Here is a 23,987-nt window from a genome sequence, read left to right as displayed (position 1 = left end):
GACAAAAAGGCCAGGATGCGAGGATCCTGGCCCTTCTGCATGCTCCCCTGGTGAGAGCGACCCTGTCGGCGATGCTCTGCCTACAAGGTAATCGGCACACGCACCGTCACCGTGGTGTCAGGCGTGTCGCGCGTCACACCCACGCCAAGCGTGATGTTGAGTGTTTCCTTTTCATTGAAACGATACGAGCCACCGATCAACAGCGAGCCCAGCGTAGCGCGGGCGGAGCCCGGCAGCGGGTGGCCATCCTGTTGCGTGCGGCCAACGAAGGCCTGGTCGTAGCCGATACTGATCGATGCCTTCTCGTTCAGCGAAAGGCCCATGCCGACGCTGATATCCGCGATGTCACCGGCCTTGATATCGCCCAGGAACTGCTTGCCCGCGCCAAGGACGTTGCGGCTGACATCCTTGCGTTCAAAGTTGTGCAGGTAGCTGAAGTTGCCGAAAAACACGACCGGGTCGGATGGGTACAGCCATGTCAGGCCGAGCTGTGCAGAGTAGAAGCCCGTGCCTGTCGGGTTCTTCAACGGCAAGCCGGTACCGGTGTAGTTCGCCACGCAGCGCGTCACGCAATCGCTGGTCACCTCGAACGGGTCTTCACCGGTGCGCGATTTGGCACGGAACCATCCAATGTAATACGGCTTGTCGGCACCGCCATCGTTCAGCTGGTAGCGCAACGTGGCTTCCACGTCGCCGATGCCCTTGCCACTGGTGGTGAACAGCCGGTCTTGCGCCGTGCCGGTGAAGATCTCGCGGCTGATCGTATCGGTGTGCGAATCCACATAGGGCACGCGCACTTCCAGTTCCATGCGGTTGGTCAAGCCGTAGCGGAATGCCAGCGCACCGGTCTGCGTGGTCTGCTTCACCTGGCGCACGTCGACCAGGCCGATCAGGATGGCCGGGATCACCGTGTACCCGACGAGGGCGACGCGATCGCTCGACGAATAGCCGTACTGGTACGACGGCTCGATGATCAGCTTGTTGCGCGGCGTGAGCACGCCGGGCTGGTCGAAGATCGGCGCCACCTCGGGCGGACGCTCATCCTGTTCGGGCCGCTTGCCCACGGGTTGCGTGGCGGCCACGGGCTGGGAAACCGGCGCGGCGGGCGCGCCGGGTGCTGGCGTACCCGCCGGCACCTGGTCCTGCGGCGGCGCTGCCGCCTGCGAGCCTGCGCCTGGCGAGCCCGCTGCCCTCGCCTCCTCCAGCGCGGTCATGCCGACCGCCTTGCGCAGCTCGTTGTACTGAAGTTCCTGTGAAGCGAGTTCGCGCTTCATCTGCTCCAGCTCGGCGAGCTGCTCGGCCATGCGGCTGCGCATCGCATCGATCTTGCGGCCCTGCGACTCGATCTTCTCGCGCAGGGCCGGATCGACCGTCGCGGATTCCTGCGCCAGGCACGCGCCGATCCACATGGGCAGCACCGCTAACGAAAGCGCGCCCACACATGTCTTTGCCTGCATCACCCTGCCATTGCGATACATGCTTTAGTTCCCCCGGAACTGGATCACCGCATCCTTTATGGCTTCATCGACACGAATGTTCTGCAACATGTGCGCGGTGTTGACGGATGCATCGATCGTGGTGGTGGCCGTAATGGCCTGGTTGTCCAAACTGTTCTGTATCACCAGCCCCGGGGCGGCCGAATTACCTGGCAGCACGGCGGTCGCGACCGTCGACGGGAGCCCGACCACCTGGCTCGACGAGGCGGCCTGGGATGTATTCGAGGCGCTGGCAGAAACCGGCACGGTGATCGCCGCCTGGGACGCCGCCGCGCTGTTGGCCGCGCTATCGCTGGCCGTGGTCACCGGGTTGATCGACACCACGGTCGTGCGCAACGCATCGGCAAGGGCATTCGCCTGGTCGACGCTCATCTGCGCAACATTGGGAATGTTGATCGACGTGCGGATGGCCTCGACACCGTTCACCAGCACGGTGCGCTCCAGCGCGAATGACGCGCGCAGGTTATCGCCGTAATCGAAGCCGCCCCTGATGGTGTCCAGCCGCGCATCGGACACGGCATAGTTCACCGGAAAGTCTGCTGCGTGGAGGGATCCGGAGGCGCCGCACAGGATGGCGGCTGCAATCAGAAGTTTTCGGGTGCTCATATATCCCCCGGTCCGCGCTTGGGCATCACGATGGGTCCAAGGCCATTGCGCTCTATGCCTTCGGCCATCGGTGCCGCGGGCGCGACTGCCCAGTCGCGCGGACTGTTGAAGATGGCGCGGTCGCGTTCGTTGTGAATGACGAAGACAATGTGGTTCTTCCACATGTCGTCGAAGCGCCGCCTGGACATGGACCGCGTGCCGCGTGCGGGATCGCCGATCAGTACACGGTCGTTCTTGTAGCCCTTCACGACCACGAAGTGGTGGTACCCACGCTCATCGATGAGAACGATGGCGGGAATGCCCTCTTCATCCAGCTTCTCTAGCGGGACCTGGAACCCGTCGGCTTCGAAGCCGCGTGATGCCAGGAAGCGCTTGATGTCGAGTAGCGAGAAGCCTTCGCGGTTGATCTTGCGCCGGTCGCCGTTCGAGTACATGACATCGAAGGCCGACTGCTCATCGACCGGGTAGGCATACTGGTACGTAAGCAACGTCGCAACAGCGGCCGATCCGCAGCTGAAATCGTACTTCTGCCGGATCGTGTTGCGAAAGCGGGCCTCTTTCAGGCTCGTCAGCTTCATCGGGTACGACGTACCCGGGCTGGTCTGCACCTCCGCCTTGCTGGCCATCGCGAACGGGCTCGCCAGGGCGAGGAAGACGGCAAGGGCGCAGGCTGCCTTCATCAGTTCATCTTCACGTTGACGATCGTGCTGTTCTGGATCAGCACGTTGTTTCCGGTGTTCTGGACGGCGGTATTAATACCGGCGGCGTTACTGAACGCGCTGCCGCCAATGCTCGGATCGCCATTGCCGATGCTGAAGTTGGTGTTGTTGCCTACGGTGCCCGTGGTCTCCTGGTCGGTAATGTTGTTGACATGGGTATCGGTACCGCCCGTCATGTCCTTCAGGGCTTCGACGGGAGTGGCCGCTCCGAACGATGGCGGCGGCTGGTCGCCGGGGGGCGTCGCGTACACCGCTCCGGTGCCGAACGCAGCGACGAACAGGGCAAGTGCCACGTTCGCTTTGTGGGGTCGAAACAACGGCATGGGTATTCTCCTGCAGGCTGGGGATCCCCTTCGGGTACCACGGGGTGCCTAGCGGCACCCCGTGGCTCCGTCGCTACCTTTTTCTGCCAGTTACGGCGAGCTACCCACGCTGAGGTTGGCCTGCACGTTCACGCCCTGCTGGATAAGCGCGTTCGCACCGGAGTTCTGTGCGAAGTTGCCGATACCGGCAAGCGTTGCGCCTGCGCCGTCCATCGACTGGTGAGCATCGAAGGCACCGGTGCTGACCATGTTGGAGCCGCCTGCACCACCCGCACCGCCTGCACCACCGGCGTTGCTTCCGCCCGTGCCACTGCCGCCAGCGCCCGCGGCGCCGCCGTCACCGGACATGGCCGTCGCCGTGCCGCCTGCACCACCCGTGGAGGATCCGCCCGTGGAGGTCGGGGACGAATCACCAGAGGCGTTGGAGCCGCCCGTGCTGGCGGATGCGCCGCCGGTGCTGGCCGTTGAGCCACCCGTGGACGTATCCGCGCCGCGACCGTTGGCACGCGAGTTCGCATTGCCACGTCCCGCGTTGCCGCCATCGCCACTGGTGTCGCCGCCCCAGGCAAGGCTCTTGCCGGATGCATCACCACTGGAGGTGTCGGCATCGCCGCCGACCGCGCCATGCGCGCTCGCACGACCACTGTTGCCGCCGTCGCCGCCGCTGCCGCCGCGACCACTGGCGCCCCAGGCGTCGCCGCCCGATCCACCGCGTGCACCGTTGGCATTACCGGTATTGGCGGCGATGTTGCCGAAGTTGTACGTGCTGTTTCCCGACACTTCACCACTGAGGGTTACGTACGACACGGCATTGGTCGTGTTGAACGAATTGGCGGTCGTGTTGGTCGTCGTATTGGTACTGGTGTTGGTTGAGTTGTCGTTAGCGCTATCGGTCCAGGTCTTGGCAACCGAATGACGCTGTGCCGAAGAGCCTGCGCCTCCGGTCTGGGTATCGTCGGCCATGGCCGGCAACGCAAATCCGATAGCTAGGCAGATCGCCGAAGCGATGAGGGTCTTACGCATGGGAGAATCTCCTGTGAGCGAGCGACGTGAACCCCTGTTTCTTTCCGGAAACCCAGTCGTCCTGCCAACGCGCCGGGTCACAGGAGGGAGCAAGTTGCGTGCCTTCGGTCTTTCATAGGGCGAGATCGCGTCGCAGCGCGGTTTGCGCGGTTTTCGCAAACTGAATGGATCGATGCCCTTGTAAAGGGCCTGATACAGCCCGTAACGCCGGTGGGGCGCACTTCGCTGGTGCCTGCCGCGGCAGCCTTTGCTGCGCCAGCCCTTGCCCTGCGGCCCGTCAACGCGGATCATTCGAACGATCGTTTGAACCGGAGCCGCCGCCCGTGTCCTACCCGCACCTCCTCGCCCCGCTCGACCTCGGTTTCACCACCCTGCGCAACCGCGTGCTCATGGGTTCGATGCATACCGGGCTGGAGGACAAGGCGGCCGATTTCGACAAGCTGGCCGCCTACTTCGCCGAGCGGGCGGCCGGTGGGGTCGGCCTGATCGTCACCGGGGGTATCGCACCCAACCTGCGCGGCTGGCTGAAACCCATGTCAGGCACCCTGGCCATGCCCTGGCAGGTGGCCCGCCACCGCAAGGTGACCCAGGCCGTGCACGCCGAAGGCGGCAAGATCTGCATGCAGATCCTGCATGCAGGCCGCTATGGCTACCACCCGCTCTCCGTGGCGCCCTCGGCGATCAAATCGCCGATTACCCCGTTCACCCCGCGCGCCCTGAGCGCCGGCGGCGTGGAGCGCACCATCAACGCGTTCGTACGCAGTGCGAAGCTTGCCCGTGATGCCGGCTACGACGGCGTCGAGGTGATGGGTTCGGAGGGCTACCTGATCAATCAGTTCCTCACCACGCGCACCAACCAGCGCACCGACCGGTGGGGCGGCAGCGCGGAAAACCGCATGCGCTTCCCCATCGAGATCGTGCGGCGCATGCGCGAGGCGGTGGGCAAGGACTTCATCATCATCTACCGCCTGTCCATGCTCGATCTGGTGGATAACGCCCAACCATGGGACGACATTGTCACCCTCGGCCAGAAGATCGAAACAGCGGGTGCCACCATCATCAACACGGGCATCGGCTGGCACGAGGCCCGTGTGCCAACCATCGTCACCAGCGTGCCGCGCGGCGCCTTCACCTGGGTGACCCAGCGCATGAAGGGCAACGTGGGCATTCCGCTGGTGACCACCAACCGCATCAACATGCCGGACGTGGCCGAACGCATCCTGGCCCAGGGCGATGCCGATATGGTCTCCATGGCGCGTCCGCTGCTGGCCGATCCGCAGTGGGTCAACAAGGCGGCCGCGAACCAGGCGGTCACCATCAACACCTGCATCGCCTGCAACCAGGCCTGCCTTGATCATGTGTTCGCGAACCGCAAAGCCTCGTGCCTGGTGAACCCGCGTGCGTGCAACGAGACCGAACTGAAGATTCTTCCCACTTCAGCGAAGAAACGCGTGGCCGTCGTCGGTGCGGGCCCCGCCGGGCTCGCCGCCGCCACCACGCTGGCCGAACGCGGCCACGCGGTCACGTTGTTTGATCGCGCCACGGAGATCGGCGGGCAGTTCAACATGGCGAAGCGGATCCCCGGCAAGGAAGAATTCCATGAAACGCTGCGCTACTTCGGCCACCGGCTCGATGCGACGGGCGTGGAGCAGCGGCTGGCCACCGAGGTGACGGTGGATTCGCTGGCGGCTGGCGGCTTCGACACGGTGCTACTCGCTACGGGTGTCACGCCGCGCGCACTGGGTATCGAGGGTGCGTCGCATCCAACGGTCTTGTCGTACCTGGATGTCCTGCACGGTAACAAGCCGGTGGGTGCGAAGGTCGCGATCATCGGCGCGGGTGGTATCGGCTTTGACGTGGCGGAGTTCCTGACCGAAGCAGCACCCTCCCCTACCACTGACGTGGCGCGCTGGTCGAAGGAATGGGGCGTGGATATGTCCATGGCGACGCCAGGCGGTTTGATGCCGGCGACGCCGGAGAAACCCGAGCGCCAGGTGTGGCTGCTACAGCGTACGGAAGGCCGCCCTGGCGGGCGCCTGAACAAGACGTCAGGCTGGGTGCATCGCGCGACGCTGAAGAACAAGAAGGTACAGATGTTCGGCGGCGTGTCGTACGAGCGCATCGATGATCAAGGCCTGCATGTGACGATGGCTGGCGAGAAGCACGTGTTGCCGGTGGATAACGTGATCGTGTGTGCGGGCCAGGAGCCGAACCGTGCGTTGCATGATGGTCTGGTGGCGCGTGGCGTAAATGTGCACTTGATCGGCGGCGCAGATGTAGCGGCCGAGCTGGATGCGAAGCGCGCGATCGACCAGGCAACGCGATTGGCCGCTGCCCTCTGACGACAGGCTCGCCTTTGGCTTCGCTTCAGTGAATCGGATCATTCGCTACTGGCGAATGCGTGTTCTTAGCGGCATCCGCCGCCTCGCTCTTGAGGGCTCGAGGCCGAGAGCCGTCGGTGCCCACCCTCGCGTCGGATGCTGCGGCTGCGCCGCCGTGCCTTTGATTCGCGCACAAGGTGCGCTCCTACAACCGCCGCCCCGTTAGCGAGCCATCGGCCAGCACTATGTAAGGCTGGCCCACGGCCGCTCTCTTGTGCGGAACTCGCCTCGAGGGTGGGCACCGACGACTCTTTTGACCCATGAGGTTGGGGGTTGGGAGAGCCGCGGCGTTGTCTGCGGGGAGATCGGTGCGTTCGGGCATGCGTGGGCGGACAGCTGCTTCGTCTGCTGACAGGAGCGGTCGTGCGGCGCGCATCGGCAAACGCGGCGTCGTGGTGGTGTCTGCTGCTCGTCGCGCGGTGATGGGTTACGGCGTCATCGCTGCGTGGGTTGTTCGCGTGCAAGCACGCTCGTACACGATCCCTGCGTGTCCATTCATTAATTCGCGGCACATCTTGTAGGAGCCCACCCTGTGGGCGACATCTTTTCGCCGAGCACGCAAGCCCTGCGGCGGTACCGCGAAAGCTGTCGGCCACAGGGTGGCCTCCTACAACGGCATGGCGTCACGAGTTACGAGCTCGCCCATCACGCCACCTCATGGGTGAAGAGAGCCGTCGGGGCCCACCCTCGAGGCGAGTTTCGGAGGCGAGGCCGACGGGAGGGAATAGCCCGCAGGGGGACGGCCATGGATGGCCGTTCCTTTTTGACGAGACAGGACGTCTCGTCGAAAAGCCCCTCACGGCGGCCGGTTCGCGGCCGTAGGCCAATTAAGTACATGGCCGCGTAGCGGCATCCTTGTCGAACGCTGGAGACTTGTCTGAGCAGCGAGGGTGGGCACCGACGGCTCTCGGCCTCACGCTCACACGGGTGAGGCGGCGTAAGCCGCTAGTTACATGCATTCGCGAAAGCGAATGAACCGCTTCACTAGCGCAAGGCCGAAGGCGAGCCATAAAAAAACGGCCCCGCGAGGGGCCGTCTTCATCATTACCGATCAGCGCTTCTCGATCGGTACGTACGTCTGGTCTTCCGGACCCGTGTAATTCGCGCTCGGGCGGATGATCTTGCCATCCTGGCGCTGCTCGATCACGTGCGCGCTCCAGCCGGATGTGCGCGCCATCACGAACAGTGGCGTGAACATCGCCGTCGGCACGCCCATCATGTGATACGCCGATGCCGAATACCAATCCAGGTTCGGGAACATCTTCTTCTGTTCCCACATCAGCTTCTCGATCTTCTCCGACACCTCGAACAGGCGCGGATTGCCGCCGTCCGTGCACAGCTTGCGCGCGATTTCCTTGATGATCTCGTTGCGCGGATCGGACACCGTGTAAACCGGATGACCAAAGCCAATGATGATCTCCTTGCGCTCCACGCGCGCACGGATATCGGCTTCCGCCTCGGCAGCATCGCGATAGCGCGCGATAATTTCCATCGCTACTTCGTTCGCACCACCATGCTTCGGACCACGCAGCGCGCCAATGGCGCCGGTGATGCACGAGTAGATATCCGAGCCCGTGCCGGCAATGACGCGCGCCGTGAACGTGCTGGCGTTGAACTCGTGCTCGGCGTACAGCACCAGCGAGCGATCCAGCGAATGCGAATGCAGGTCGCTCGGCTTCTTGCCGTGCAGCAGGTGCAGGAAATGCGCGGCGATCGATTCGTCGTCCGTCTCCGTTTCGATGCGCTTGCCGTTATGGCTGAAGTGGTACCAGTACAGGAGCATGGAACCGAAGCTGGCCATCAGGCGATCAGCGATGTCGCGCGCACCGGTGAGGTTGTGGTCGTCCTTCTCCGGCAGCACCGTACCGAGCACCGATGCGCCCGTGCGCATCACGTCCATCGGGTGGGTGGCGGCGGGCAGCAGTTCCAGCGCGCTCTTCACGGGGGCCGGCAGGCCACGCAGGCGCTTGAGCTTCGCGCGGTAGGCATTCAGCTCCATCCAGTTCGGCAGCACGCCGTGGACGAGCAGGTAGGCCACTTCCTCGAACGAGCCCTTCGCGGCCAGGTCGTGGATATCGTAACCACGGTAATGCAGATCGTTGCCACTGCGGCCGACCGTGCACAGCGCGGTATTGCCCGCCGCGACGCCGGAGAGCGCGACGGACTTCTTCGGCTTCGGGCCGGTGGTAGTGGTTGCGGTGTCGCTCATGCGTGACTCTCCTTAACCCTTCTGCGAGAACAATGCGTCGAGACGACGCTCGTATTCGTGGTAGCCGATGCGGTCGTACAGTTCCTCGCGCGTCTGCATCGTATCGATGACGTTGCGCTGGTGGCCGTCGCGGCGGATGGCGGTGTACACGTTCTCGGCGGCCTTGTTCATGGCGCGGAACGCGGAAAGCGGATACAGCACGATGCCCACGCCGACGCTGCCGAGCTCCTCGGTGCTGAACAGCGGGGTCTGGCCGAATTCCGTGATGTTGGCGAGCACCGGCACGTTCAGCGCGTCTGTGAAACGCTTGTAGGTCGGCAGGTCATAAGCGGCCTCGGCGAAGATCGCATCGGCGCCCGCTTCGGCGCAGGCGATGGCACGCTCGATGGCGGCGTCGACGCCATCCACGGCGATCGCATCGGTGCGGGCGATGAGGAAGAAATCGGGATCGGTCTTCGCATCGGCTGCGGCCTTGACCCGATCGACCATCTCGCCCGCCGTAACGATCTCCTTGCCCGGGCGATGACCGCAGCGCTTGGCGCCGATCTGGTCTTCGATATGGCACGCCGCCGCGCCGAACTTGATCAGGCTCTTGACCGTACGGGCGATGTTGAACGCACTGGGGCCGAAGCCGGTATCGATATCGACCATGAGCGGCAGGTCGCACACATCGGTGATGCGGCGGACATCGGTCAGCACGTCATCGAGGGTATTGATGCCCAGGTCGGGGAGCCCGAGGGAACCTGCGGCCACGCCGCCGCCCGAGAGGTAGATGGCGCGGAATCCGGCGCGCTTGGCCAGCAGGGCATGGTTGGCGTTGATGGCACCGATGACCTGCAGGGGCTTTTCAGCCGCCAGGGCGGCCCGGAAGCGGGCGCCGGCCGAGGGGGGCAAGGGCATGGAAAGTCTCCGCGTAAAGACCGCCATTTTAGCGCGGGCGCCCGGTAAAGGATTGTTGCGCTGCGGTGGCGGCCCCTGAGCCCCGCCATGCTCCAGGCGGCGTTGCCCTGCAGGAGCGCGCTTGCGCGCGATAGGCCTAGCCCAGCCGGCGCCCGCAATCCGGCCCGCGCGCAATGGCCCGCCGAATCTCCTCCAGCGCGTTGGGATCATCCAGGGTAGAGAGGTCCCCCGGATCCGTTCCCTGCATCAGCGCCTGCAACGAGCGCCTCAGCAGCTTCCCCGAGCGCGTCTTCGGCAATGCCCCCACGACGTATACGCACCCGGGCCGCGCCAGCGCACCGAGCAGCTCGACCACCCTTCGTTCCATCGCCTTCGCGACATCCTCCGGGTGATCGGTCACGCCCTGCTTCAATGTGGCGAAGACGGCGGGCAACTGGCCCTTCAGTTCATCCGCCACACCCACCACCGCAACTTCAGCCACGGCGCCCAGCGTCGCCACGGATTCCTCGATCTCGCGCGTGCCAAGACGATGACCGGCCACGTTGATCACATCATCGGTACGGCCGAGGATGAACGTGTAGCCATCGGCATCGCGCACCGCCCAGTCGAGCGAGCTGTACAGCAGCTCCTTGAAGTGACCGAAATAGCTGCGCTTGTAACGTTCGTCGTCGCGCCAGATGGTGGTGAGGCAACCGGGCGGCAGGGGTGGCTCGATCACCAGCACACCCTTCTCGCCTGCAGGCTTGTCGTCGCCGGTCGCATCATCGATCACGCGCATGCGATAGCCAAAGGTGGGAAATCCGGGCGAGCCCGGCTTCACCCGCTTCATGTCCAGGCCCGGCATCAGCGAAAGCGCGGGCCAGCCGGTCTCGGTCTGCCAATAGTTATCGATCACGGCCTTGCCGGTGCCACCGGTCAGCCACTCGTAGGTCGGCTGGTCCAGCGGCTCACCCGCCAGGAAAATCCATCGCAGCGCCGACAGGTCGTACTTACCCAGCCACGACGCATCCTGCTTCTTCAGCATGCGGATGCCCGTGGGCGAGGAGAACATCGTGCGTACGCCGTACTGTTCGCACAGCTTCCACCAGATGCCGGGATCGGGAAGGATCGGCGTGCCTTCGTAGAGGATGGCCGTGCAGCCACCGATCAAGGGGCCGTAGACGTTGTACGAGTGGCCGACCGCCCAGCCGACATCGGAGGTGCACAGGATGGTCTGGCCGGGTTGCAGGTCGAAGATGCTGGTCATCGATAGTGCCAGCGCGACGGCGTAGCCGCCCACGTCACGCTGGACACCCTTGGGCTTGCCTGTCGTGCCCGACGTGTACAGCAGGTAGCTCGGCTCGTTGGATTCGAGCCACACGACGGGAACCGCGGTGCCCAGGCGGCCCGCACGACGCGTGGCGTAGTCGACGTCGCGGCCGTCCACCCAGGCCATATCCGGGTCGAGGCCGCGGTTGACGACAAGGACGTGTGGCGGGGGCGCCGTGGCCTCGCGCAGCGCGGCGTCCACCAACGGCTTATACGGAATCACCTTGCCGGCACGCATGCCGGCGTCCGCGCAGATCAGCAGTTTCGGCTCGGCGTCATCGATACGCAGGGCAAGGTTGTGCGCAGCAAACCCGCCGAACACAACGGAGTGAATGGCACCGATGCGCGCGCAGGCGAGCATGGCGAACACGGCTTCGGCGATGTTGGGCAGGTAGATCACCACGCGTTCGCCCTTGCCCACGCCCAGGTCGGTGAGCACGCCGGCGAAGGCATTCACTTCCGCATGCAGCTCGCGGTAGGTGATCTCGCGCGTGGTCGCGGTTTCCGTGGAGACCGCGACGATGGCGAGCTGGTCGCCACGTGCGGCGAGGTGACGGTCGATCGCGTTGTGGCAAAGGTTGGTGGTGCCACCGACGAACCAGCGGCGGAACGGCGGGTTCGCCTGGTCGAGGATGCGCTGGGGCGGTGTGCGCCAGTCGATGAGCCTGGCCTGCTCGCCCCAGAAGGCCTCAGGCTCATCGACCGAGCGGCGCCAGCTTTCCTCGTAGCCCATGTACGTGCCTCCGGTGGGTTACCCGAGGGTAAACGACTGGGGCCCGGTGGGCGCTGCTACGTTGGTCGTAGGGTGGATCAATGTGCCGGCAAGCGCCCCTGCGGCTTGCCCTGCCCCGGCCGCGCCGTTTCATACATCTCCCAGGCGATCTTTTTCAGCAATGCCTGGCGGTCGTCGCCTTCCGTGTACAGGTCGAAATGCGTCTTGCCGGGCAGGAACTCGATATCGCTCTTCGCTTCCAGCTTATCCAGCGTGTCTTTGAGTAATTTCGCAGAACCGTCGAGGTAGAACGTATCGGCGGTACCCACGATCAGGTGGATCTTCCCATCGAGGTCCGGCTTCAGCGTGGGCCACTGCGTGCGCAGGCGCTGGGCGATGTCGTAATGGTCGCGCCAGTAGGCCACGACGTTCGCATCCACCGCACCCGTGTCGCGGTTGAACATTTGCATGGGGCGGCCATCCGCACCGCGTGGCGAGAACACCCACTCAAACGAGGCCAGCTGGCCGCCGTAGGCACCGAGCACGCGCTCCAGGCGGGCGAACGTTTCGAACGTGGATATCACCTCGCCCTTGTCGCGCACCAACGGGATATCGGTGCCATCCGCATGCTTGTAGGCGTTGGCGTTCGGCGCGTACAGGTCGATGCCGGTGAAGTCGTGGAAATCGCTGGGATCCGGCGAAGTCGACCACGTGCCACCAAAGATCTTCGGGTAACGGGTCTGCAGCCACAGCGTGGCCCAACCGCCCGACGAGTGGCCGTTCAGGAAACGGCCGCTGGTTTTGCCGTCCATGCGGTAACGGGTTTCCAGCCACGGGATGTACTCCGTGGTGAGCGCCAGGCCCCACGGGCCGTTGTTTACCGAATCGGCGAATTCGTGGGTGCCTGTCGGGCCCGACTCATCCAGCAGCACCCAGATCATGGGTGGCATCTGGTTCTTTGACATGGCATCCCAAAGCGTCGCGATCGTGCCGGCGAAGCGATCGAAGCCGCCGCTAAACCCGTGGGTGAGGTACACCACCGGGTATTTCGCATTGCCCTGTTCGTAGCCCGGCGGCGTGACCACCCAGGCGCGAATCGATAGCGGGCGGCCCGCGAACGCGGTAAGCGCCTTGCTTTCCAGTATCTCGGCGTGGGCGTGCTTGCGCGCCTCCGGCAGTGCATCGCGCACGGCCTGGGGTGCCGAAGGCGGCAGCTGCCATACATCGCGCTCGGGCACGACCTTGCTCAGCTTCAGCGTCGGAATGCTCCCGCCCGCGGTGATCTTCACTGGCGTGACGTCGCTGATCAGGTCACCGCCCTTGCGGCCGCTGTAGTTGTAATCGTGGCCCACATCCAGCACGGCCTGGAACAGGTAGTCGCCGGGCGGCAAGCTGGAGAACCCCGAAGGGAACGCCTCGCCATCCGCATCGACATCGACCGACTGGCCCGGTGCGATCCAGGTCACTTCACGCCCGGCGACGGACACCGCCTTGGGCTGGAAGGGGTTGGTATCGACGGCCTCGACCTTGCCATCCTTCGCGGCCGCCTTGGCTTTGTCGGCCGGCGCGGCAAAGATGAGCAGGCGACCCGAAGTGCCCTTATCGGTCGCGCCATCCAGGCTGACACGGACGATACGGTGTGCAAGCGGCGCACTATCCGCATGGGCGGCAGCGCCGCAGGCGAGGAGCGCCAGCGCGAAGGCGGCGCGAACGGGCGTGTGCTTCATCAAGGGTTCCCCTCTTCCAGCCGCGACGCGGCGACGGGTTCGATCCTGCCACGGGCCCCCATGGTGAGGAAATGCCGGATGGCATGCCCCGCCAGCCGGCGTGTCATCCCGTGGCAACATGGGCCCACCGCCACCACCGAGGGACCCTGCCCCCATGGATGCCGATTGGATCAGCCGCCACGCGCTCTCGATATGGGGCGTATTGCTCGCCGCAGCGCTGCTGGGTGCCGACGTGACCTGGCGCCGTGCGGTACAGCGGCGCGAGGGCCTGGACCCCGCGGCGCGGAGCTTCCTGCGGCCCATGACGGCGACGGCCGTCTTCGTCGCCATGCTGGTCATCGCCACGGTGATCGCCGTGGAAGTACGCGAGCAGGCGGGGCTGACCGTGTTCGATGCATCGCTGGCCAGCGACCTGCGCGCCAACCTGCCCGTTCCCGTCCTGCGCGCGATCGCGTGGCTCACTCAACTGGGCAATTCCACCGTGCTCGCCATCGTCTCGGTCATCGTCGCCGTGGCGCTTGCCCTTCGCCGCCATGGGCGCCTGGCCATGACGTGGCTATTCACGCTGGCCGGCACGGTACTCATCAACACCGCGCTGAAGGGGTGGTTCCAGCGCGAGCGCCCGTTGCACGATCACGGCTTCGTGGTGGAGCGCAGCTATAGCTTCCCGAGTGGCCATGCCTCTGGCTCCATGGTGTTCTACGGCATGCTCGCCTACGTGCTGCTGGTGGTATGCCCGCCGCGCCTGCACCGTCCCATTGTCGTCGCCGCGGTTGCCGTGATCACACTGGTCGGGATCAGCCGCATCCTGCTCCAGGTGCATTATTTCAGCGATGTGATGGCGGGCTACGCCACCGGCCTGGCATGGCTCACGCTATGCGTCGGCGGCGCCGAGTACTTCAGGCTACGCGATGGCCGCGCTGCCGCCCGGTAATTTCATGCGATCAACACGTGGTCAATGCTGTCGTTGGCGCCATGCCCAACGACCTACCCCTGTCGATCGTGATGAATGCCGGCTCAGGCCGTGGCGATAGCGACGCCGCGCGCGAGGTGATCCGCGGCACGCTCGAAGCCGCGCGCCGACCGCACCAGTTCTTCCTGATTGACGATGACAACCCGATCGACGACGTGATCGCCAGGGCGACCGCGCACGCGAAGCAGCAAGGCGGCGCATTGGTGGCATCGGGTGGCGACGGCACCATCAACGGCGTGGCCGGTTCGGCATGGCGCGAACAGTTGCCCATGGGCGTGCTGCCGCAAGGTACGTTCAATTTCTTCGGCCGCACCCACAACATTCCCGCCGATCCGCGCGAGGCCACCGAGGGGTTGCTACGAGGCACCCCGCGCAATGTGCAGGTGGGCATGGTAAATGACCGGCTGTTCCTGGTGAATGGCAGTCTCGGGCTGTACCCGCAGGTGCTCGAGGATCGCGAAGCCTGGAAGCAGCGCTTTGGCCGCCACCGGCTGGTGGCGCTGTGGTCCGGGCTTGCCACGATGATGCGCGGTTACCGCTCGCTGCGCATCGAAGTGAGCGATGGCTCGCGCACGCGCCATGTGCGCACGCCCACGTTATTTGTCGGGAACAACGCGTTGCAGCTGGAAAAGATCGGCCTGCCCGAGGCGGCCGACGTGTTCCGTAACGATGGCACGCTGGCAGGCCTGGTACTGAAGCCCATCGGTAAACTGACCATGCTCGGGCTGATCCTGCGCGGTGCGTTGGGTAAGCTCGGTGATGCCGAGAACGCGGTCAGTTTTCCGTTCCGCGAGATCACGGTGACGCCAAAGCATCGCCGCGAGCCCTTCAAGGTGGCCGTCGATGGCGAGATTATCCAGCTCGATCCGCCGATCGTCTTTCGTTCCGCACCGCGCCCCCTGGTGCTGATCACCGAGGGATCGCGCCAGCCCGGGGAGGACCCGGGTTGAGCCTGCTCATCCAGATCTCGGATCCGCACTTCGGCACGGAGCGGCCCGATGTCGTGGCCGCGCTTAATACACTGATCACGTCGATGGCGCCCGATCTGGTGATCCTTTCCGGCGATGTAACGCAACGTGCCCGACGAGCGCAATTCGATGCCGCGCACCGCTTCATCGCCAGCTACGACCGCCCCACGCTAGCCATACCGGGCAACCACGATGTGCCGCTGCTCAATGTGTTCGCGCGCGTCTTCAATCCCTTTGCTGGCTATCGGCGGGTGTTCGGCAACGACCTTGAGCCGGTTCACGCCAACGCGGATGCGCTCGTGATCGGCGTGAACACCGTGCGCGCACGCCGGCACAAGAACGGCGAGGTGTCCGGTGCGCAGATCGAACGCGTGTCCGCGCGCCTTCGCTCCGCTGATGCGGGGCAGTTGCGCATCGTGGTCACGCACCAGCCGGTGCATGTGATCCGCGAAAAGGACATCGCCAACCTGCTGATCAACCACGAGGCCGCCATCAAAGCGTGGGCCGCCGCCGGTGCCGACCTTGTGCTCGGCGGGCATATCCACCTGCCCTACGTGCGGCCGCTTAACAATGGCACGCGCCAGTTGGCGCGTGAGCTGTGGTCGGTACAGGCAGGCACGGCTACGTCAACGCGCATCCGCGAGGGCATCAGCAATTCCGTGCACGTGATCCGCCACGATGCGGCGGCGGACAGGGCCGCATGCGTCGTCGAGCAATGGGATTTCGATGAAGGTGCCCTGGCGTTCAAGCCCGGCCCCATGACCACCATTCCCCTGGATCGACACCTGTAGGGGCGCGCTTGCGCGCGATAGGGGTTCTCGCAAGCACCCATCGCGCGCAAGCGCTCCTACACGTACTGCATTTTTCTCGAGATGCCGCCATCCACCGTGAAATTTTCACCGGTGATGAACCCGGCCTGCGACGACAGCAGGAAGACGGCGAGCGCGCCGATATCCGGTGGCACGCCGGCGCGCCCGACCGGGTGCTGCGCGTGATCGGTGGCGGAGAGCTTCGGCTTCTTCCGTAGCGATGGCTTCTTCCAGTCATCCACCACGATCCAGCCTGGGTTGATGGCATTCACCCGTACGGGCCCGGCACTTATCGCCAGCGCATGGGTAAAGGCGAGCATGCCGCCCTTGCTTGCCGCATAGGCTTCACTGTGGGGTTCCGACTGGTGCGCGCGGGTCGAGGCGATATTGACAATGGCCCCGTTGGCTTTCGTCAACGCCGGCAGCGCGTGCTTGCAGCAAAGGAACACGCCGCCGAGATTGGTCTCGATGCGGTGCTTCCAGTCCGCCCAATCCATCGCTTCGATGGGCTTGTTGTGCGGATCGGCGATGCCCGCGTTGTTCACCAGCCCGTCGATGCGGCCGAAGCGGCGCAACGCGCCAGCGACGAAACGCTTCACGCTCGCTTCCTTCGAGACATCCAGGGCCAGGAATGCGGCGCGGTCACGCACGTTCCATTCCTTCAGGCACGCGGCGCCGGCTTCGGCATCCAGGTCGCCGATCACCACGCGGCCGCCCGCCGCCAGCACCGCCTGGGCAATGCCCTTGCCCACGCCCTGCGCACCACCGGTGACCAGGACAACCTTGCCGGGCCATTCACTGGCGCCTGCAACGGGCAACGGGGCGGCGTGCGTGGGATCGACCATGGCATGGCTCCGGACAAGGGGACGACGTGCACTCTATACCGGCAGCCACATGCACGTTACGTCGAGCGGTAGTAATCCACGACCGGGTAGCGACGCGCATACAGGCCAAACGCCAGGGCCGCGATGCCGGCGAACGCGGCGAAGAAGAACATCTGGAAGGCGGTCGCGCCCATGCCCGTGTGGGCAATGCCCGCCAGTACCGCATCGTTGCGCACACCCGCGTTGGCCAGCAGCACCCAGAGATTGCCGACGGTCACGCTGAGGGTCCAGAAGCTCATGAGCGTCCCCTTCATCGATGGTGGTGCCTGGCTATAGGCGAATTCCAGGCCCGTGGCAGAGACCAGCACCTCGCCCATCGTGAGGAATACGTACGGGAGGATTTGCCATGCGATATGCACGGGGCTACCGCCATCCAGCGCGAGCTGCAATGCACCGACCACGACCCATGCGATGGCCGAGAACACGATGCCCGCAGTCATCCGCCGCAGCGCGGTGGGCTCGATGCCGAGCCGGCGCAACAGCGGATACAGCACGAGGTTGTTGAACGGGATCAGCAACAACACCAGCGCAGGGTTCACCGCCTGCATCTGCGCGGGATGCAGCCACGAGGGCGCCTGCATGGCGTTGGCCTGTAGTACCCATGTCGAGGCCTTCTGATCGAACAACGACCAGAACGGCGTGACCAGTGCAAACACCACCAGCACACGGAGCACGACAGCCACGCCATCGATCGCTTCGGCAGGGTGCATGCCGCGTACTCGCTCCAGCTGGAGCCGGGTACCGATGACCATGCCTGCCAGCAGCAGCACCAGTGCGACGCATAGCGTGGCAACGATACCGAGCGTGGGCATGAGCGCCAGCGAGGCCAGCGCCAGCGCGACCGACGCGGCCGCGACGATCAGCCCCGGGCGGCCCTGTCCCGGCGCGTGCGCAAGCAAGGCGCTCTTCACGACTTGCGCGAACCCATGGGGATCATGGCGCGTAGGTGGCAGCATCACGTAGTGCTTGCGGCCCATCCAGAACACGATCGTAGCGATGAACATGAGCACGCCAGGCAGGCCGAACGCGACCTTCGCGCCGTACTCGCGCAGGAAAAACGGCATCAGCAGCGAGGCGAGGAACGAGCCAACGTTGATGATCCAGTAGAAGGCATCGAACACCACCTTCGCGAGCTGGCGGTTGCTCTCATCGAACTGGTCACCCACGAACGCGGCGACGCAGGGCTTGATGCCACCCGCGCCTAACGCGATAAGGCCCAGCCCCGTGTAGAAGCCCGCCACGCTGTGCTCAAACAGGGCCAGGTAGAGGTGGCCCACGCAGTACACCAGGCTCAGCCACAGCACGGTGCGGTATTTGCCAAGGAACCGGTCGGCCAGCCAGCCGCCCAGCAGCGGGAAGAAGTACACGCCGATCACGAAGGCATGGAACACATCCTTCGCCGCTCCCGCCCGGGCCGCTTCGGGCAGGTAAAGCAGGAGCGAGGTCACCAGGAAGGGCGTGAGGATGTTGCGCATCCCGTAGAAGCTGAAGCGCTCGCAGCCCTCGTTACCGATGATGAAAGGCACCTGGCGGGGCAGGCGTGCCCGGGGGGCGGCTTCGATTTCCAGAGCACTCATGGACTTACCGGGCGATGGCCACAAAGGGCAGGATCCTAAACGAAACACTGAGGCCGGCCGCGTTACCCTTGGGGCCTGACCACGCCCGGAGCGACCATGCACCCCATCCCCACCGGTCTCATTGGCTACGGCACGGCAGGCGCTTTCTTCCATGCGCCGCTTATCGCGGCCGCGGAAGGCCTCCGCCTGGCGGCGATCGGCAGCCGTCGTGTCGACGAGATTTCCCGTGACTTCCCGGAGGCACGGGCGTACGAAAATCCTCAAGATTTGATCAGCGACCCCACGATCGAGCTGGTCGTCATCGCCTCACCCAACGATACGCACGCAGCCCTCGCCCGCGCGGCGCTCGACGCGGGCAAGCACGTGGTGGTGGACAAACCATTCACCCTCAATGCGGCGGAAGCCGAAGCGCTCATCGCCCTGGCCGCCGAGAAGCGCCGGTTGATCTCGGTGTTCCAGAACCGCCGCTGGGATAACGATTTCCTGACCGTGCGCCGCCTTGTCGAGGATGGCCGGCTGGGTGACGTGGTCTATTTCGAGGCGCACTTCGATCGTTTCCGCCCGGAGATCAAGCAAGGCTGGCGGGAAACCGAGGTACCGGGTTCAGGCCTTCTCTATGATCTGGGCGCCCACCTAATCGACCAGGCCCTGGTGCTGTTCGGGATACCGCGTGCCGTCACGGCCGATGTCACCCGCCAGCGCGCCGCCGCCAAAGTGGATGATTACTTCCACGTCGTGCTCGATTACGGCCACCGCCGCGCCGTGCTGCACGCCTCGGTGCTGGTGCGCGATCCTGGCCCGCGCTACCTCGTGCACGGCGATGGCGGCAGCTTCGTGAAGTACGGTATCGATGGCCAGGAAGCCGCGCTACGCGAAGGCAAGCGACCGGGCGGCCCCGGCTGGGGCGAGGATGATCCCGCGTTGTTCGGGCGCTTTACCGATGCCGACGGGACGACTACCACGATCGATACGCTGCCCGGACGTTACACGGCGTATTACGACGGCGTGGCAGCGGCGATTCGCGGGGAGCAGGAATTGCCCGTGCTTGCGCATGAGGCGCGTGATGTGATTCGCGTGATTGAAGCGGCGCAGATTTCAGCGCGCGACCGCCGGACCGTTTCGCTCTGATCGAGATGACGCCGGCTCAATGATCCCCGGTGGCAACCGCGCGTGACTGATCGGCCACCCACCCGGACCACGAGGGTGCGAACAGGCGTGAGCCGCATAGCCCGGCGTATTCCATGGCCAGCAGGTTGTGGCATGCGGTAACACCGGAGCCGCACATGTGCACCACCTCGTCCGCCTTATGCGGGCCGATGATCGCTTCGAAGGCCTTGTGCAGCTCTTCCGGCCGGCGGAAGAAGCCGTGGCCATCGAGGTTATCGGCGAAGGGCCGGTTGCGGGCGCCCGGCACGTGGCCCGCGACCGGATCGAGCGGTTCGACCTCGCCGCGGTAACGCGGCGTCGCGCGCGCATCGAGCAGCACGATGCGGCCACTGGCGAGCCCGGTGGTCAGTTCGTCCACTGTTGCGGTCCCGGCCGGGTCAAAGCGGAGCTCCACGCTGGTTGGCGCACGCGTGGGCACGACGCTATCCACCGGCAATTTCGCCGCGATCCACGCGGGCCAGCCGCCATCCAGCACGGCGACGTTATCGAGCCCTGCCAGCCGCGCGAGCCACCAGAATCGTGCGGCGGCCAGCGCACCACCGGCGCCATCGTAGGCAACGACCTGCACATCGGGGCGCCAGCCGATGCGCGACAGGAAGGCCTCGAATGCATCGCGGTCCGGCAGCGGATGGCGCCCGCGTTCATCCACGGGCGTCGGCGTCGGCATATCGGCCAGTTCGCGATCCAGGTCAGCGCGTACGGCGCCCGGGATGTGCGACTCGGCGTAGTCGCGGTCGCCCTTCGCGGCATCCACGAGATCAAAGCGGCAATCGACGAAGAGCACTTCATCGGGTGGGAGGTTCGCGGCCGTCGCCGCATCAATCAGGGTGCGCGAAATCAACATGGCTGGTGGCCCATTCGCTTAAGCAGGTTGAACAGCATGGCCGCGGTGGCACCCCAGATGCGGTAGCCCGCGTGCAGGAACTCGACCATCTCGCGGTTATGCCCGCGGAAATCCATCCGGTAGCGGCGCAGGTTCGCCGGATCGGTGAAGAAGGCGAACGGCACTTCAAAGACCTCCGCCACCTCACCGGGATCCGGCTTCAGCGGCGCATCCGCCGCGATGCGCGCGACCACCGGCGTCACGCTGAAACCGCTGATGGTTTCCATGGCCTCCAGGTAACCCAGCGGGGTGACGAAGCGCTCTTCCAGCCCGATTTCTTCGCGGCTTTCGCGCAAGGCCGTGGCGATCACATCGGCATCCTCGGCCTCGACGCGCCCACCCGGGAAGGCCACCTGCCCGGCGTGTTGCTGCAAGGTATCGGTACGCAGCGTAAACAGCACGTTCTGCTCGCGATCATCACGAATGCCAATCAGCACCGCGGCGCGCCGCCGGGGTACATCGCCGATCAGGCGCACCATGTCATCGTGATTCCAGCCGTGCGGGCCCGGGGGCGCTTCCAGCGGAAGCAACGCACCGTGCAAGCGCGCCAGAAGCTCGTCCATCAGCCCGCCTGCCGGTGCGGTAGCACCTCGTCCATGATCCACAGCTTCTGCTCATCGCTGAGCGTGCGCCACGCGGCGATCTCACCGCCCGTGCGCAGGCAGCCCTCGCACAGGCCGCGCGCATCCAGCCGGCACACACCGGTGCAGGGCGTCAGGGGCAGGCTGGTGGGCGGCGGGGGAAGCATGGCCATATCGGCGGCCATTCTAGCGCGAGCGGCCTACTGGCGGATGTCGACCAGTTCGATCTCGAACACGAGGGCTTCGTTGGGGCCGATACGCGGCAACTCACCGCGCTCGCCATAGGCCAGCTGCGGCGGAATCACGACCTTCCATTTATCGCCCACGTGCATGCGCGGGATCACATCCTGCCAACCGGGGATCACGCGGTTGACGGTAAACGTGACGGGCTTGCCGTGCGCGTAGGAGCTGTCGAATTCCGTGCCGTCGATCAGTGCACCGCGGTAATTGACCACGACCGTGCTGGTGACCTGGGCCTGCGGACCGCGCCCCTTGGCCAGCACGTTGTACTGGATGCCCGAGGGCAACGTGACCACGCCAGGCTTGACCTTGTTCTTCGCGAGGAAATCCGTGCTGCGCTGCGCATTGGCATTGGCCACGCGGCGGAACTCCACCATGGAATCACGCTGCACCTTGGCGTCGAAATTCACCAGCTGCTGTTGCATGACATCGATGGGAACGCCTGGCGCGCGCTTGGCATAACCGTCCTGCAATGCTTTCACCAGGATGGCGATATCCACGTCGGGCTGGGCGCTGTTCGCGAACTGGGTACCGATCTGGTAGCCAATGGCGTAAGAAAGCTTGGTCTTGTCGATCGCCGGCGCACCCGAGGCCGGCGCCGGGGGCGCAGACTGGGCAATGGCCGTGCCGCAGCACAAGCCCATGGCGATGACAAACAGACGCGAGGGTGACATCCCAATCTCCGTGGACCCGGATCCCCGGGCACGCGTGGAGGATAGTCCATTGGCGCGGCCCGGTGCCCGTTAGGGGTAAGACGCCATTCGGGGGGCAAGAGTTCCCCTGCTACCATCCGCGGTTTCCCCCCACGCCGGAATTCACCATGGCCTTCCGCACCCTCGCTACCGCCGATCGTGGCGCCGTCCGCACCATCACCATCAACCGTCCCGAAAAGCTCAACGCCCTCAACCGCGAGACGATCGGTGAGCTGTCCCTGGCGTTCCGCCAGGCCCAGCAGGACGATGCGGTGCGCGTGGTGGTGCTGGCGGGCGCAGGCGAGAAGGCGTTCGTGGCGGGCGCCGACATCTCCGAGATGACCGCATGGTCACCCGTCCAGGCGCAGGCCGCCTCGCGCGCAGGCCAGGAACTGATGTCGTCGATCGAGCGCCTGGGCAAGCCCGTCATCGCGAGGATCCAGGGCTTCGCCCTCGGTGGTGGCATGGAACTGGCCATGGCCTGCCACCTGCGCGTGGCGAGCGAGAAGGCGAAGTTCGGCCAGCCGGAGATCGGCCTGGGCCTCATCCCGGGCTTCGGTGGCACGCAGCGCCTCACGCGCCTTACCGGTCGCGGCGTCGCGCTGGAGTTGTGCCTGCTGGGCCAGCAGATCGACGCGGCACGGGCCGAGCGCCTGGGCATTGTCACCCGCGTGGTGCCCGCCGATGAACTGGATACCGCGGTCGATGCCATGGCCGATCAGCTGGCCGCTGCCGCACCGCTCGCGCTGAAGGGCATCCTGGAGGCGGTGATCGAGGGTGGCGAGTGTGCCATCGATCAAGGCCTGGCGTTTGAAACGCAGGGCTTTGCCATTGCGTTCTCGACCGAGGATATGCGCGAGGGGACATCGGCGTTCCTCGAGCGCCGCAAGGCGGCGTTCAAGGGGCGCTAAGCGTCAGGGATGCCCGCGGTAATTCTTTTCGCCCGCTGTAATGCGCACATCCAGCCGGTTTTCCGGCGGCGCCAGCGGGCAGGTCGCATACGGCGTGAACGCGCACGGCGGGTTGCGGGCTTCGTTGAAATCGAGCACCAGCTTGCCATCCTTCGCCAGCGGCGTATCGAGGAAGCGTGCGGCGCCGTAGGTCTCCTTGCCGCTGGTGCGATCGGCAAACACGAAGAACAGCGAGTTCGGCTCTTCCTGGATCGGATAGAGCTCGAAGGTCTGGCCGTCGCGGGTAAATACCGCCTTGCCCGGCACCTTCTCCTTGTCGATCGTGCCCAACACCGAACCGATCTCCAGTTCGTGCGGGGGATCGAACGGCACCCAGTCGGCGACGACACGCCACGACGGATCGATCGCGAAGTAATCCAGGCCGAGGAAGTGCGTGCGCGTTTCCGCGTTCTCGTCCTTCACGCGTAGCGCCTTGCGCCCATCGCGAGCGATCACGAAGAACTGGGCGGAGCCGAAACGCACTTCCGTGGGCTTGTGGCCCGGGGAATCGTCGACCAGCGTGGCGCGTTCCACCTCACGGCCATCGACCAGCGCCCCGCTGTTCTTTGCCAGCTCGATCGTCGCGTTGCCGGTATCGTCCAGCGTTATGGTGCCAAGGTGGGCGGGGCCGGCCTTCAGCACGATGTCGTTATCCGCGGCGCTGCCGATGCGGTTGGCACCGGGCTGCAACCATTCCAGGCCAATGAGGCTCAGCCAGCCATCCGGGGCGGTGAGGGCTGCGAGGCGTGCGGCGCGGGCTTTCTCGACCGAGGCCGTCAAGGATTCAGCAGCGGGGACTTGGGTCGTGGTCATGGCGAATACGGTGGCAAGGGCTAATGTGCGGATCATAACGACCTCA

At 65.2% G+C, this 23,987-nt stretch carries 22 protein-coding genes; 6 read left to right on the top strand and 16 right to left on the bottom strand.

The window, feature by feature from the left end; translation table 11 throughout:
• Positions 1-80: 80 nt before the first annotated feature.
• The 5 genes from L2Y97_RS05380 to L2Y97_RS05360 form a co-directional block, all read right to left on the bottom strand.
• Positions 81-1,478, bottom strand: coding sequence for an acetate kinase (locus tag L2Y97_RS05380; RefSeq protein WP_247433943.1), 1,398 nt, complete (start codon positions 1,476-1,478; stop codon positions 81-83).
• A gap of 3 nt (positions 1,479-1,481) precedes the next feature.
• A complete protein-coding gene (locus L2Y97_RS05375) occupies positions 1,482-2,102 on the bottom strand; it encodes a hypothetical protein (RefSeq protein ID WP_247433941.1) in 621 nt (206 codons plus the stop codon).
• On the bottom strand, positions 2,099-2,782 hold the full coding sequence (locus L2Y97_RS05370; RefSeq protein WP_247433938.1) for a C39 family peptidase: 684 nt from the start codon (positions 2,780-2,782) through the stop codon (positions 2,099-2,101). Before L2Y97_RS05370 ends, L2Y97_RS05375 begins: the two co-directional genes overlap by 4 nt.
• The gene (locus L2Y97_RS05365; RefSeq protein WP_247433936.1) at positions 2,782-3,144 is read right to left on the bottom strand and encodes a hypothetical protein; all 363 of its coding nucleotides are present in this window, start codon (positions 3,142-3,144) and stop codon (positions 2,782-2,784) included. The genes L2Y97_RS05370 and L2Y97_RS05365 overlap by 1 nt, the downstream gene beginning before the upstream one ends.
• A gap of 90 nt (positions 3,145-3,234) precedes the next feature.
• Positions 3,235-4,167: a hypothetical protein gene (locus L2Y97_RS05360; RefSeq protein ID WP_247433933.1), complete on the bottom strand. Its 933-nt coding sequence runs from the start codon at positions 4,165-4,167 to the stop codon at positions 3,235-3,237.
• 323 nt (positions 4,168-4,490) lie between these two features.
• On the opposite strand from L2Y97_RS05360, the gene L2Y97_RS05355 reads away from it, so the two are divergent.
• Positions 4,491-6,509 (top strand): NADPH-dependent 2,4-dienoyl-CoA reductase, encoded by a 2,019-nt coding sequence (locus tag L2Y97_RS05355; protein WP_247433930.1) that lies wholly within the window; start codon positions 4,491-4,493, stop codon positions 6,507-6,509.
• A 1,090-nt stretch (positions 6,510-7,599) separates the two neighbouring features.
• On the opposite strand, the gene prpC is transcribed toward L2Y97_RS05355, so the two are convergent.
• The 4 genes from prpC to L2Y97_RS05335 all read right to left on the bottom strand — a co-directional run bounded on the left by prpC (position 7,600) and on the right by L2Y97_RS05335 (position 13,404).
• Complete coding sequence (gene prpC, locus L2Y97_RS05350; protein WP_247433928.1) at positions 7,600-8,757, bottom strand: bifunctional 2-methylcitrate synthase/citrate synthase; 1,158 nt, start codon at positions 8,755-8,757, stop codon at positions 7,600-7,602.
• 12 nt (positions 8,758-8,769) lie between these two features.
• The gene (prpB, locus tag L2Y97_RS05345; protein ID WP_247433925.1) at positions 8,770-9,657 is read right to left on the bottom strand and encodes a methylisocitrate lyase; all 888 of its coding nucleotides are present in this window, start codon (positions 9,655-9,657) and stop codon (positions 8,770-8,772) included.
• Positions 9,658-9,793: 136 nt separating this feature from the next.
• Positions 9,794-11,698 (bottom strand): propionate--CoA ligase, encoded by a 1,905-nt coding sequence (gene prpE / locus L2Y97_RS05340; RefSeq protein WP_247433922.1) that lies wholly within the window; start codon positions 11,696-11,698, stop codon positions 9,794-9,796.
• 77 nt (positions 11,699-11,775) lie between these two features.
• Complete coding sequence (locus L2Y97_RS05335) at positions 11,776-13,404, bottom strand: alpha/beta hydrolase (protein ID WP_247433920.1); 1,629 nt, start codon at positions 13,402-13,404, stop codon at positions 11,776-11,778.
• Positions 13,405-13,558: 154 nt separating this feature from the next.
• Between L2Y97_RS05335 and L2Y97_RS05330 the strand changes: the two genes are divergently transcribed.
• The 3 genes from L2Y97_RS05330 to L2Y97_RS05320 are packed head-to-tail and all read left to right on the top strand — an operon-like array spanning position 13,559 to position 16,136.
• On the top strand, positions 13,559-14,338 hold the full coding sequence (locus L2Y97_RS05330; RefSeq protein WP_247433917.1) for a phosphatase PAP2 family protein: 780 nt from the start codon (positions 13,559-13,561) through the stop codon (positions 14,336-14,338).
• A gap of 41 nt (positions 14,339-14,379) precedes the next feature.
• A complete protein-coding gene (locus L2Y97_RS05325; protein WP_247433914.1) occupies positions 14,380-15,327 on the top strand; it encodes a diacylglycerol/lipid kinase family protein in 948 nt (315 codons plus the stop codon).
• On the top strand, positions 15,324-16,136 hold the full coding sequence (locus tag L2Y97_RS05320; protein ID WP_247433912.1) for a metallophosphoesterase family protein: 813 nt from the start codon (positions 15,324-15,326) through the stop codon (positions 16,134-16,136). The genes L2Y97_RS05325 and L2Y97_RS05320 overlap by 4 nt, the downstream gene beginning before the upstream one ends.
• Positions 16,137-16,192: 56 nt before the next feature.
• Here L2Y97_RS05320 and L2Y97_RS05315 read toward each other — a convergent pair whose 3' ends face one another.
• Both L2Y97_RS05315 and L2Y97_RS05310 read right to left on the bottom strand, forming a co-directional pair.
• A complete protein-coding gene (locus L2Y97_RS05315; protein ID WP_247433909.1) occupies positions 16,193-16,999 on the bottom strand; it encodes an SDR family oxidoreductase in 807 nt (268 codons plus the stop codon).
• 56 nt (positions 17,000-17,055) lie between these two features.
• Positions 17,056-18,615 (bottom strand): POT-type proton-dependent oligopeptide transporter, encoded by a 1,560-nt coding sequence (locus L2Y97_RS05310; RefSeq protein WP_247433906.1) that lies wholly within the window; start codon positions 18,613-18,615, stop codon positions 17,056-17,058.
• A 96-nt stretch (positions 18,616-18,711) separates the two neighbouring features.
• On the opposite strand from L2Y97_RS05310, the gene L2Y97_RS05305 reads away from it, so the two are divergent.
• Positions 18,712-19,743: an oxidoreductase gene (locus tag L2Y97_RS05305; RefSeq protein WP_247433904.1), complete on the top strand. Its 1,032-nt coding sequence runs from the start codon at positions 18,712-18,714 to the stop codon at positions 19,741-19,743.
• A 16-nt stretch (positions 19,744-19,759) separates the two neighbouring features.
• Here the strand turns inward: L2Y97_RS05305 and L2Y97_RS05300 are convergent, their stop codons facing one another.
• Genes L2Y97_RS05300 through bamJ form a run of 4 tightly spaced genes read right to left on the bottom strand, consistent with a single transcriptional unit; the run spans position 19,760 to position 22,160 of the window.
• Positions 19,760-20,626: a sulfurtransferase gene (locus L2Y97_RS05300; protein ID WP_247433901.1), complete on the bottom strand. Its 867-nt coding sequence runs from the start codon at positions 20,624-20,626 to the stop codon at positions 19,760-19,762.
• Positions 20,620-21,228, bottom strand: a complete 609-nt coding sequence (locus tag L2Y97_RS05295; protein ID WP_425492822.1) for a CoA pyrophosphatase — start codon at positions 21,226-21,228, stop codon at positions 20,620-20,622. The genes L2Y97_RS05300 and L2Y97_RS05295 overlap by 7 nt, the downstream gene beginning before the upstream one ends.
• Positions 21,228-21,419 carry a DUF1289 domain-containing protein gene (locus L2Y97_RS22495; RefSeq protein WP_425492821.1) on the bottom strand — a complete coding sequence of 64 codons (192 nt, stop codon included), beginning with the start codon at positions 21,417-21,419 and terminating at the stop codon, positions 21,228-21,230. The genes L2Y97_RS05295 and L2Y97_RS22495 overlap by 1 nt, the downstream gene beginning before the upstream one ends.
• A 27-nt stretch (positions 21,420-21,446) precedes the next feature.
• Positions 21,447-22,160 carry a BamJ family beta-barrel-assembly machinery protein gene (gene bamJ, locus L2Y97_RS05290; RefSeq protein WP_247433898.1) on the bottom strand — a complete coding sequence of 238 codons (714 nt, stop codon included), beginning with the start codon at positions 22,158-22,160 and terminating at the stop codon, positions 21,447-21,449.
• A 146-nt stretch (positions 22,161-22,306) separates the two neighbouring features.
• Here bamJ and L2Y97_RS05285 point away from each other — a divergent pair, with 146 nt between their 5' ends.
• The gene (locus tag L2Y97_RS05285; protein WP_247433895.1) at positions 22,307-23,089 is read left to right on the top strand and encodes an enoyl-CoA hydratase/isomerase family protein; all 783 of its coding nucleotides are present in this window, start codon (positions 22,307-22,309) and stop codon (positions 23,087-23,089) included.
• A 3-nt stretch (positions 23,090-23,092) separates the two neighbouring features.
• Here the strand turns inward: L2Y97_RS05285 and L2Y97_RS05280 are convergent, their stop codons facing one another.
• The gene (locus tag L2Y97_RS05280) at positions 23,093-23,941 is read right to left on the bottom strand and encodes a DUF1684 domain-containing protein (RefSeq protein WP_247433892.1); all 849 of its coding nucleotides are present in this window, start codon (positions 23,939-23,941) and stop codon (positions 23,093-23,095) included.
• Positions 23,942-23,987: the final 46 nt, after the last annotated feature.

Source organism: Luteibacter aegosomatissinici (assembly GCF_023078495.1).
Classification (GTDB): domain Bacteria; phylum Pseudomonadota; class Gammaproteobacteria; order Xanthomonadales; family Rhodanobacteraceae; genus Luteibacter; species Luteibacter aegosomatissinici.
The sequence above is the reverse complement of the archived record's forward strand: the minus strand, read 5'-3'. Positions and strand labels throughout refer to the sequence as shown.